Source organism: Streptomyces lonarensis (assembly GCF_012033735.1).
GTDB lineage: Bacteria > Actinomycetota > Actinomycetes > Streptomycetales > Streptomycetaceae > Streptomyces > Streptomyces lonarensis.
This window is the reverse complement of the sequence record NZ_JAAVJD010000204.1, coordinates 1-9,602: the sequence shown is the minus strand read 5'-3', so window position 1 is coordinate 9,602 and position 9,602 is coordinate 1. Positions and strand designations below refer to the sequence as shown.

Below are 9,602 nucleotides of genomic sequence, written 5' to 3'. Positions count from 1 at the left end.
GGCGTAGCGTGACCCGTCCGCGGACGGCGCCGCTCCGAACCACCGGCGGCGGGCGGGGCGCACCCCGCGCGCCGCGCCCCGCGGGACCGCACCCCCTTGCCCGCCCGTTTCCGCAGCCGTGCCGCGCCGCCCGACCGGGCGGAGCGGCCACCACCAGAGGAGAGACCCGTGGCCGTACCCCGCGTCGGTGAGCCCGCCCCCGACTTCACCCTCCCCGGCGGAGTCCTCGCCGACGGTTCCTTCGACCGCGCCGACCACACGCTCTCGTCGCACCGCGGTGCGCCCGTCGTGCTCGCCTTCTACCCGGGCGACAACACCGCGGTCTGCACCAAGCAGCTCTGCTCCTACTCCGGCGGGCTCGACCGGTTCACCGAGCTGGGCGCCCGGGTCTGGGGCATCAGCCCCCAGGACCTCGACAGCCACGAGGGGTTCGCCCGCCGCCACGACCTGCGGATGCCGCTGCTCGCCGACACCGACCGCGAGGTCGCCCGCGCCTACGGGGTGGCCGTGCCCGGGCTCGGGCTGCGCCGGTCGGTCTTCCTGGTGGGCCCCGACGGGGTGCTCCGATGGAAGCACGTCGCGCTGCTGGGCGCCACCTTCCAGCCCGTCGACACCCTGGCCCGCGAACTGGCCGCGCTCGACGCGGCCTGACGGCCGGTGCCGCGTCGGCCCGCCGCCCCGAGCGGGCGACGGGCCGGCGTCCCGGGCCGTCGCCCCGGGCCGTCGTCAGCCGTGCCAGGAACGCCACAGCGCGGCGTACGCCCCGTCGGCGGCGACCAGTTCGTCGTGGCTGCCGAACTCGCTGATCCGCCCGTCCTCGACCACCGCGATCACGTCCGCGTCGTGCGCGGTGTGCAGCCGGTGGGCGATCGCGATGACGGTGCGGCCCTCCAGCACCCGTGCCAGCGAGCGCTCCATGTCGCGGGCGGCACGCGGGTCGAGCAGCGAGGTCGCCTCGTCCAGCACCAGGGTGTGCGGGTCGGCCAGCACCAGTCGCGCCAACGCGATCTGCTGCGCGTGCGCCGGGCCGACCGGCAGGGCGCCCGAGCCGACCTCGCTGTCCAGCCCCTCCGGCAGCGACGCCGCCCAACCGTCGGCGTCCACCGCGCGCAGCGCAGCCCAGATCTCCTCGTCGTCCGCGTCCGGACGCGCCAACCTCAGGTTGTCGCGGAGCGGGCCGACGAAGACGTGGTGCTCCTGGTTGACCAGGGCGACGTGCTCGCGCACCCGCTCCGGGGGCATCCGCGACAGGTGCGCGCCGCCCAGGGTGACCGCACCGGTCCGCGGCCCGTACACGCCGGCGAGCAGCCGGCCGAGCGTGGACTTGCCCGCCCCGGACGGCCCGACCAGCGCCACCCGCGTGCCGGGCGGCACCCGCAGCGACACCTCGTGGAGGACGTCGGTGCCCTCCTGGTAGGCGAACCGGACCCGGTCGGCGTGCGTCTCGCGGCCGTCGGGGCGCTGCGCGTCGTCCGACGGCGCGTCCTCGATCTCCTGCACCCCGACCAGGCGGGCCAGCGAGACCCGCGCCACCTGCAGCTCGTCGAACCAGCGCAGGATCATGGTCACCGGCTCGACGGCCATCTGCGCCAGCACCGCGCCCGTGGTCAGCTGGCCGACCGTCAGCCACCCCTGGAGCGCGAAGGCGCCGCCGATGAGCAGCACGCCCGCCAGCACCATCGAGTGGTAGATGTTGACCGTCGGGATCAGCACGGTCCGCAGCCACAGCGTGTACCGCTCCCATCGGGTCCACTGCCGGATACGGAGATCCGACAGCTCGACCCGGCGGTCGGTGAGCCGGTGCGCCTCGATGGTGCGGCCGGCGTCCACGGTCTCCGCGAGCGCCGCCGCCACCGCGGCGTACCCGGCCGCCTCCGAGCGGTACCCGGCACCGGCCCGCCGGTAGTACCAGCGGCAGACCACCAGCAGCACCGGCAGCGCCAGCAGGATGCCGATCCCCAGCGCGGGGGCGGTCAGCACGATGCCGCCCAGCAGCAGCGCCGCCCACACCACCGCGATCGCCAGCTGCGGCACCGCCTCCCGCATTGCCTGCGCCAGCCGGTCGATGTCGGTGTTGATCCGGGCCAGCAGGTCCCCGGTGCCGGCGCGTTCCAGCACCCCCGGCGGCAGCCCGACGGAGCGGACCAGGAAGTCCTCGCGGAGGTCCGCCAGCATCCGCTCGCCGAGCATCGCGCCGCGCAGCCGCACGAGCCGGGTGAAGAACGCCTGCGCGGCGAGTGCGGCCAGGAAGACCGACACCACCCAGGTCAGCGGGAGGTCGGTCACCCCGTCGGAGAGGTCCTGCACCACCCCGCCGAGCAGGTACGGCCCGATCATGGAGGCCAGTACCGCCGCGGTGTTGACCACGATCAGCACCAGGAAGGCGGTGCGGTGGCGCCTGACCAACTCGCCGACGTACCGGCGGACGGTGGGGCCGCCGGCCACCGGCAGGGTGGTGATGTGCTCCCCGGCGGCCGGGTCGAACTCCGGCGGTGCCACGCCGATGCGCGGGCTCATACGGACTCCTCGGCGGGTGCGGACGCGGGATCGGAGCCCCGCGCGGTGGTGGCGTCGGCGGGCTCCGGCGCCCCGGTCCCGGCGTCCGGCTCGCGTGTCACCACGGCGCGGTACTCCGGGTCGGTGGCGATCAGGGAGCGGTGGGTGGCGGCGGGGCGGGCCGCGCCGCCGTGGACGAAGACCACCGCGTCGGCGAGGTCCAGCAGCAGCGGGCTGGAGGTCATCACCACGGTGGTGCGGCCCGCGCGCAGCTCCCGCACGCCGCGGGCGATGCGCGCCTCGGTGTGGGAGTCGACCGCCGAGGTGGGCTCGTCGAGGACGAGGACCTGCGGGTCGGTCACCAGGGAGCGCGCCAGGGCGAGTCGCTGCCGCTGCCCGCCCGAGAGGGAGCGGCCCCGCTCGGTGACCCGCGCGTCCAGCACGCCGCCGCCCTCCGGGGCGGAGCGGGCCACGGCGGCCAGCACGTCGTCGCACTGCGCGGCGGCCAGCGCCCGGTCGACCGCGACCCGGCCGGAGGAGGGCACGTCGAGCAACTCGCGCAGCGTGCCGGAGAGCAGCACCGGGTCCTTGTCCTGCACCAGGACCGTGGTGCGGGCGACCCGCAGCGGCATGGCGTCCAGCGGCCGCCCGTCGAGTTCGGCGGAGGGTTCCGGTTCGGCTCCGTCGTCGGGCGGGGCGTGGCCGCCCAGCCGGGCGGCGAGCCGCTCCGCGGTGGTGGGGTCGCCGCAGACCACGGCGGTCAGCGCCCCGCCGGCGGCGCGCAGCCCCGTCGCGGGGTCGTGCAGCGCGGGGGGACCGCCGTCGGCCGGCGGCGTGTGGGCGGCGTCGCCGTCCTCGCGCCGCAGCGACAGCACCCGGACCGCGCGGCGGGCGGAGGGGCGGGAGAAGACGAACGCCATCGCCGCCTCCTGGAAGACGCGCAGCGGGAACAGCAGGAACATCGCCGCGCCGTAGACCGTCACCAGTTGGCCCGGGGTGATGTCGCCGGCCAGCGCGAGCCGCGAGCCCTGCCAGGTGACGGCGATGAGCAGCAGCCCCCGCATCACCACCTGCACCGCGTCGATCAGCGCCCACATGCGGGCGCTGTGCACCGACGCGCCGCGGACCTCCTGGGAGGCGCGGCGGTAGCGGCTCAGGAACAGCTCCTCGCCGCCGATGCCGCGCAGCACCCGCAGTCCGGCCACCGTGTCGGACGCCAGCTCGGTGGCGCGGCCGGACTTCGCCCGCTCCGCGTCCGCCCGGCGGGTCGCGGCGGGCAGCAGCGGCAGCATCGGGAGCACGACGGCCAGGATGCCGAGCAGGACCACCACCCCGAGCTCCGGCTGGTAGACCAGCAGCCCGGCGCAGACGCCGAACACGACGAGGACGGCGCCGGCGAAGCGGGAGAACGACTCGACGAACCAGCCGATCTTCTCCACGTCCCCGGTGGACACCTTCACCACCTCGCCGGCGGCCACCCGCCGGGTCAGCGTGCCGCCGAGTTCGGCGGTGCGCCGCGCCAGGAGCTGCTGCACCCGCGCCGCGGCGGTGATCCAGTTGGTCACCGCCGCCCGGTGCAGCGCGCCGTCGGCGCCGGCGATCAGCAGCGCCACCCCCAGCAGCGCGACGCCCACCAGGGCCAGGTCGCGGCCGGACTCGTCGATGACGGCCTGGACGGCCGCGCCGGCGGCCACCGGCAGCAGGGCCACCCCGGTCATGTGCAGGGTGCCGTACAGCACCGCTCTCGTCTGGCCGCCGAGCTGGCGGCGGAAGAGCCACACCAGGAACCGGAAGCCCGACCTGACGTCGGGCTCCCCGGGGTCGGCGTGGGGGAGGTCGCGAATCTGCATAACGTCCCTGGGGTCCGGGGCCGCGGCCCCACCGTCACAACCTGTCCAGCCTGATCGGTACGGGGCTCGGGTTCAACGGGTTTTGGGTGGGGAACCGGGGACGCGGACGTCCGCCGTGGTCGGTCGGGCGCCCGGGCCCGGCGCGCGGATGCGCCCGCCCGGCGTAGCGCCCGCGTGCCTGCGCCCGGGCGCCCGCCGCGGGACGGCATGGTGCCGGACCATGGGCGTCTTCGCGGTGGCGGCCTCCGCCGTGTTCCACAACCGGACGACCCGGCTCGTGGTGGTGTCGATGGTGGTGCTGCTCGGCCGGTGGGCGCTGCGGGGTGCCCCTATGTGTTTGGTCAAGGTCAGAGGCCAGTAGGTTCGTGCGGTCAGGCGGGCCGGGCGGTAGGGGTGTGCATGAGTGATAGCCAGATCACGATCAAGCTCACGAGTGACGAGGCGCTGGTGCTGTCGCACTGGCTGGAGAATCTCCAGATGACGGACCTCAGCCGCGTTGTCGACGATCCGGCGGTCTGGGCACCGATTCATCGGATCGCCGGAACGCTGGACAAGGCGCTTCCTGAGCTGTTCGCGCCTGACTATGACCAGCGGCTTGAGGCCGCTCGTCAGCGGCTTCGGCCGGAGGACTGATCGAGCGGTCCGGACTCATCACCTGGCCGCAGCAGGTTGGGGCTCGTGGAAGGTTCCGTCGCGGAGCATCGCGAACAGGGCGTCGGTCCGGCGTCTGGCGAGGCAGCGCGGGGCCTGGGTGTGGTGCTTGCCCTGGGCGATCTTCCTGTTCGCGCCGCCGGCGCCGAGGGCGGTCTTCCGGCTGGTGGCGCCGGTGGTGGCGCCGGGCCGGGCGCTCGATGTGGTCGACGCCGCGCTGAACGGCGCAATGGCCCTGTCGCTGCCACCGTTGCAGTGGGTGGTGGCCCGGCTGCTCGCGCCGGACCGGTTCTGATGGTTGGGGCTTGGAGGGACCACTTCGCAGGCCTCGTTCCGCAGGCCCGCGAGACCCTGACCGGGGTCCTCGCAGCCCTCCCCCCGGAGGCCGACAAGCAGAGGTCGGTGGTCCTCGGGGACCTCGCCGCGGTGGAGGTCGCCACGGGCGACTACCCGGCCGCCTGCGCCCACGCCGTCGCCGCGCTCGATCAGCTCGCCATCACCTGGTACGCAACCGGCATGCACCGTGTGCGCGACGTGCGGCGACAGCTTGCCGACCACGCCGCGCTGCCGTGCGTCCGCGAGCTGGACGACAGGCTCTACCGCTGGGGCACCACGGTCAGCGCTCTTGCGCGTTGAGCTGCTCGATGCCGGGCGGCAGGTCCGCGAGCGTCTCCACCCGGAGGTCCGGTACGTTCCGGGCCTCCGGGGTGTCCCACTGGATCGTGGCCCACGGGCCGCGCCGCACCAGCGCCGTGCGCATCCCGGCGGCGAGCGCGGGCTTGATGTCGTTGTCGAGCCGGTCGCCCACGTAGAGGATCTGCTCCGGTGAGAAGGGCACGACAGCGGACACGCGGTCGAAGAAGAGCGGGTCCGGCTTGTGGGCGCCCCAGTCGTCGCTGGTGCCGATGAGGTCCACGTCCTTGCTGAACAGCTCTCGCAGGATGCCCCCGGCCCGCACCGTCTGGTTCCCTGCGATGCCGAGCCACAGGCCGGCGTCCGCGAGAGCCCGGAGCGACGGCCGGACATCGGGGTACAGGTCGTCTTCCCCGAAGGTCTCGGGCTTACCGGCTGCCGCTCTGGCCTCGCGCTGCTCGTTCAGGTCGAAGCCCGGCCGGAACGCCTGGAACGTCTCGCGGTAGTCGCGGCCCTGCGCGATCACCGCGCCGAACACGGACGCGAACGTGTGGCGCGGGACCCCGAGCCAGTCCGCCCACGTGCCGTACTCCCGTGTCTCGTCCACGAGACACTCGCCCACATCGAAGACCACCGCACGAATCATGCGGGTCAGGGTACCGACGCGGCCCGGATCTCGCTGATCGGGTACGCGGGGGACACACGCCGTCACGACGTGCGGCATGACGACCGATCAGCCGCCTTTCCTCGCGCGCGTCGTGAGGGAAGCCGACCGGCACGCCGACGTGACCGATCCCGAGCGAGGGGAGCTGGGCCGTTCCCGGGCGTGGACGGGCCGGTCACCGCCCACGGCCGCCGCTCCGGACGCCCGTGCCGACCGCCGGCCGGTTCAGGCTCCGCCCGGCGCGGGTCCCGCCGGGCGGGTCGCGCGTTCCAGCGCGATGAGCGCGGAGTGGTACGGCCGGCCGGTCGCCTGCTCCATGCCGATCTCGCACATGCGGTTGGCCGACAGGTGCGCGTCGAAGGGGCGTGCGGTGACCTCGGCAGCCTCCCGCGCGGTGGCGGAGGCGGTGAGCTCCTCGTGGAGCATGCCCCGGTCCCCGGCGAAGCCGCAGCAGGTGGCGTCGAGCGGGACGACCGCCTCCCCGGCGCACGCCTCGGCGATCTGCCGCAGCGCGTCCTCGTCGCCCAGGTGCTGCATCGAGCAGGTGGGGTGCACCACCGCCGACTCCACCGGGTGGTTGACGGCCAGTCGCGGCAGGAGCTGGTCGACGACCCACTGGAGCGAGTCGAGCACGGTCAGCTGCGCGTGGCGCTCCCGGTTCGCCTCGGTCAGGTAGGGGACGACCTCCTCGGCGAGGCCGAGGGTGCAGGACGAGGCGTCGACTACCAGCGGCAGCCGGCCGTGGTCGGTCCACCGCCAGGCGGCCTCGATGACGCGGTTGGCCATGAGGGTGTTGCCGCCCTCGTACCCCTTGGAGTGCCAGATCGTGGCGCAGCAGGTCCCGGCGACGTCCTCGGGGACCCAGACCGGCCGGTCGGCGCGCAGCGCCAGCGCGACCACGGCGCGGGGGAGCGGCAGGGAGCCGGTGAGTCCCTCGGGTTCCCCGAAGATCCGGTTGACGCAGGCGGGGTAGTAGACGGCGGTGGCGCCCTCGCGCGGTGTCCGCGGCAGCGGGCCCGCCGCCGGGGGCATCCCCGGCAGCCACTGCGGCACCAGTTCGTGGCTGACCGCCCGCCGTGCGAGCGCCGTCGCCTTCCCGGAGACGGTGTCACCCGCGGTCGCGGCGGCGGAGACGGCCAGGCGGGCGGCGCGTTCCAGCACGGCGAAGCGGCGGGCGGCGGCCGTCGCGGCGCGCTCCTGCCGCCCGGAGTGCCGCCGGGAGCGGAACTCCTTCATCATGGCGCCGGTGTCGATGCCGACGGGGCAGGCGACGCGGCAGCCGGAGTCCCCGGCGCAGGTGTCCACGGCGGCGTACCCGTAGTCGGCGAGCAGGTTCTCCCCGACGTCGGAGCCGGCGGGCTGCCGCATCATCTCCCGCCGCAGGACGATCCGCTGGCGGGGCGTCGTGGTCAGGTCGCGGCTCGGGCAGACCGGCTCGCAGAAGCCGCACTCGATGCAGGGGTCGGCCTCGGCCTCCACCGTCGGGATCGACTTCAGCCCCCGCAGGTGGGCGCGCGGGTCGCGGTCGAGCACGACCCGGGGGGCCAGGACGCCGGTGGGGTCGAGGAGCTGTTTGATCCGCCACATCAGGTCGGTGGCGGTCGCGCCCCATTCCTGCTCCAGGAAGGGCGCGATGTTGCGGCCGGTGGCGTGCTCGGCCTTGAGGGAGCCGTCGAACCGATCGACGGTGAGGTCGCAGAACTCCGCCATGAACGCCGCGTAGCGCTCGACGTCCGCGGGGTCGGCGGCGTCGAAGGCGAGCAGGAAGTGCAGGTTGCCGTGGGCCGCGTGGCCCGCGACGGCGGCGTCGAAACCGTGGCGCTCCTGGAGCTCCAGCAGCGCCTCGCACGCCTCGGAGAGCCGCTCGGGCGGGACGGCGAAGTCCTCGGTGATGAGGGTGGTGCCCGGGGGGCGGGCGCCGCCGACGGCGGTGACGAACGCCTTGCGCGCCTTCCAGTAGCCGCCGATCACCGCCCGGTCGGTGGTGAAGGCGTTGGTGACCGAGGCGACCGGCGCGACCAGCTCCACCTCGGTCAGCAGCTCCTCGGCCGCGACGCGGGCCGCCTCCGCGGCGGCCTCGTCGGGGGCGCGGAACTCCACCAGCAGCGCGGTGGTGCCCGGCGGCAGGTCGGCCCAGTCGGCGGGGACGCCGTCGACGGCGACCGAGGCGCGCAGCGTGTTGCCGTCCATCAGCTCCACGGCGGGGGCGCCGGCCGCGGTGAAGCGGGGGACGGCGGCGGCCGCCGCGGCGAGGGAGGGGAAGAACAGCAGGCCGGCGAGGACGTGCCGGTGCAGCGGGAGCGTCTCCATGACGATCTCGGCGAGGAAGCCGAGGGTGCCCTGCGAGCCGACCATCAGGGAGCGCAGGATGCCGGTGGGGGAGTCGGAGTCGAGGAACGCGTCCAGCCGGTAGCCGTTGGTGTTCTTCAACCGGTGCTTGGCGCGGATGCGGGCGGTGAGCGCGGTGTCGGCGAGGATCTCCCGGCGCAGCGCCGACAGGCCCGCGACGAGGTCGGGTTCGGCCGCGGTGAGCGCCGCGTCGGCGTCCGGGGCGGCGGTGTCGACCACCGTGCCGGAGGGCAGCACGATCGTCATCGAGGTGGCGGTCCGGTAGCTGCTGCGGGTGGTGCCGGCGGTCATGCCGGAGGCGTTGTTGGCCACCACACCGCCGAGGGTGGCGGCGATCGCGCTGGCCGGGTCCGGTCCCAGGACGCGGCCGTGGCGGGCGAGGGCGGCGTTGGCGCGCTGCACGGTGGTGCCGGGCAGGATGCGGGCGCGGGCCCCGCCGTCCAGCGGGGTCACCCCCGCCCAGTGGCGCCGCACGTCGACGAGGATGTCCTCGCCCTGGGCCTGGCCGTTGAGCGAGGTGCCGCCGGCGCGGAAGACGACGTGGCGGCCGTGGCGCCGCGCGTAGCCGAGGACGGCGGCGACGTCGTCGGCGTGCCGGGCGACCACGACGACGTTGGGGACGAACCGGTAGGGGCTGGCGTCCGAGGCGTAGCTGACGAGGTCGGTGACGCGCCAGAGCACCTGTTCGGCGCCGAGCAGCTCCGTCAGGTCGTGCCGCAGTGGCTCCGGGGTGCCCTCCGCCAGCTCCGGTGGCACCCGGTCGTCGGCGACGGGGGTGTCGGCGGCGGGCCGCAGGGCGGCGGGGTCCGGGTCCAGCAGCGGCATGGTGGGTCTCCCTCCGGCCGGGGGCGTCGGGCGTGCCCGCCGGTCGGAGGCCAGCATAGGTGGGTGGCCCCGGCCGTGCCGGGCGCGGCCCGGCCGTCGGCCGGGGGTGCCCCGCCCCGCCCGCGCCGTCACGG

The 9,602-nt window shown here is 75.2% G+C and carries 8 protein-coding genes and 1 pseudogene; 4 read left to right on the top strand and 5 right to left on the bottom strand.

From position 1 onward, the window contains the following. Positions 1–168 precede the first annotated feature (168 nt). Positions 169–651, top strand: coding sequence for a peroxiredoxin (locus HCN56_RS20175; RefSeq protein ID WP_167973167.1), 483 nt, complete (start codon positions 169–171; stop codon positions 649–651). 75 nt (positions 652–726) lie between these two features. Here HCN56_RS20175 and HCN56_RS20170 read toward each other — a convergent pair whose 3' ends face one another. Beyond that, positions 727–2,517, bottom strand: a complete 1,791-nt coding sequence (locus tag HCN56_RS20170; protein ID WP_167973165.1) for an ABC transporter ATP-binding protein — start codon at positions 2,515–2,517, stop codon at positions 727–729. Continuing rightward, positions 2,514–4,346 (bottom strand): ABC transporter transmembrane domain-containing protein, encoded by a 1,833-nt coding sequence (locus HCN56_RS20165; protein ID WP_167973163.1) that lies wholly within the window; start codon positions 4,344–4,346, stop codon positions 2,514–2,516. Before HCN56_RS20165 ends, HCN56_RS20170 begins: the two co-directional genes overlap by 4 nt. A gap of 399 nt (positions 4,347–4,745) precedes the next feature. Between HCN56_RS20165 and HCN56_RS20160 the strand changes: the two genes are divergently transcribed. Continuing rightward, positions 4,746–4,979, top strand: coding sequence for a hypothetical protein (locus tag HCN56_RS20160; RefSeq protein WP_167973161.1), 234 nt, complete (start codon positions 4,746–4,748; stop codon positions 4,977–4,979). A gap of 18 nt (positions 4,980–4,997) precedes the next feature. Here HCN56_RS20160 and HCN56_RS26620 read toward each other — a convergent pair. Then, positions 4,998–5,120: pseudogene (locus HCN56_RS26620) on the bottom strand (IS110 family transposase); the annotation flags it as partial. Here HCN56_RS26620 and HCN56_RS20150 point away from each other — a divergent pair. Together HCN56_RS20150 and HCN56_RS20145 are read left to right on the top strand one after the other, a co-directional pair. Then, positions 5,107–5,292, top strand: coding sequence for a hypothetical protein (locus tag HCN56_RS20150; RefSeq protein WP_167973155.1), 186 nt, complete (start codon positions 5,107–5,109; stop codon positions 5,290–5,292). The pseudogene HCN56_RS26620 and the gene HCN56_RS20150 sit on opposite strands and share 14 nt — an antisense overlap. Next, a complete protein-coding gene (locus HCN56_RS20145; protein WP_209312976.1) occupies positions 5,292–5,633 on the top strand; it encodes a hypothetical protein in 342 nt (113 codons plus the stop codon). Before HCN56_RS20150 ends, HCN56_RS20145 begins: the two co-directional genes overlap by 1 nt. On the opposite strand, the gene HCN56_RS20140 is transcribed toward HCN56_RS20145, so the two are convergent. Continuing rightward, positions 5,614–6,276: an HAD family hydrolase gene (locus HCN56_RS20140; protein ID WP_167973159.1), complete on the bottom strand. Its 663-nt coding sequence runs from the start codon at positions 6,274–6,276 to the stop codon at positions 5,614–5,616. The genes HCN56_RS20145 and HCN56_RS20140 overlap by 20 nt on opposite strands. A gap of 243 nt (positions 6,277–6,519) precedes the next feature. Then, positions 6,520–9,468, bottom strand: coding sequence for an FAD-binding and (Fe-S)-binding domain-containing protein (locus HCN56_RS20135; RefSeq protein ID WP_167973157.1), 2,949 nt, complete (start codon positions 9,466–9,468; stop codon positions 6,520–6,522). Positions 9,469–9,602: the final 134 nt, after the last annotated feature.